We start from the raw sequence: 853 nt of genomic DNA, 5'->3' as shown, positions 1-853 counted from the left end.
CACTACGCGATACCGATCTGCCTACACTTTTCAGACTAAAAAGCCGAGCATAAAAGTGACTCGACTTTAATTCTTATACAGATCTGAGGTTATTTTAGTTAATGGAAAATTCTACTTATGAACTGTTTCACTTTTTGGGGGAGTTACACTAGTGCTTGGTATCTATTAAACTGACTTGTCATTTACATGCTTTGGCCATGAGGAAGCGCCTACTTTTTAACCTAACAATTAAAAATAGTCAATTAAATATGGGTATAATAATACCTAGTAATAGCATAAGGTTATTCTAGCCCATCGCAACGTAAAAGTATCAAAAACTGCTTAAAACATATTGCTGAGAGAAAGTGTTCGGAAATAGCACATTCAAAGTGACTTTGAAGTGCTATTTACTAAGAGAAGTTAGAATCCAAAAGTCGTACCACAGCCATACTGATAATAAGCCTGTTCCCCTTGGTAAGACACGTTGACTGTTGTCACACTTTTTTTTACTTTCCAAGTACCTGAAAATTGATACTGAGGGTCGTCAGTAAGAGATAACTTAATGCTCTCAATTGGCTTTGAATTATCAAACGCTAGCCGTAAAATAAGTTTATCTTTTTTCTTCTTGTATACCCCATTTACTATGTAATTTACATTGTAATTTAGAGCTGTGTCATCTGATGCTTGTCCAATACTAAATCGTTTGTTTGTTTTGAGACACACCACGTGGTTTTCAACGACAAATTCATCAACTTGACGCTCCATAAACAACACACCTTTTTTGGTTGTTGTCGCATTAGTCGGGAAGGTGTCAATACCGGTTCCTGACGAATCTTCTGAACCAAATGAATCTTCTGAACCAAATGAGTCCTCT

General features: G+C 36.2%; 1 protein-coding gene. It reads right to left on the bottom strand.

The window, feature by feature from the left end; all coding sequences use genetic code 11:
* Positions 1 to 399 precede the first annotated feature (399 nt).
* A partial coding sequence (locus tag CWB72_RS20670; RefSeq protein ID WP_171037376.1) for a hypothetical protein occupies positions 400 to 853 on the bottom strand: 454 nt, incomplete at its 5' end.

This window comes from Pseudoalteromonas phenolica (assembly GCF_005886345.1).
Lineage (GTDB): Bacteria > Pseudomonadota > Gammaproteobacteria > Enterobacterales > Alteromonadaceae > Pseudoalteromonas > Pseudoalteromonas phenolica_A.
The sequence above is the reverse complement of the archived record's forward strand: the minus strand, read 5'-3'. Positions and strand labels throughout refer to the sequence as shown.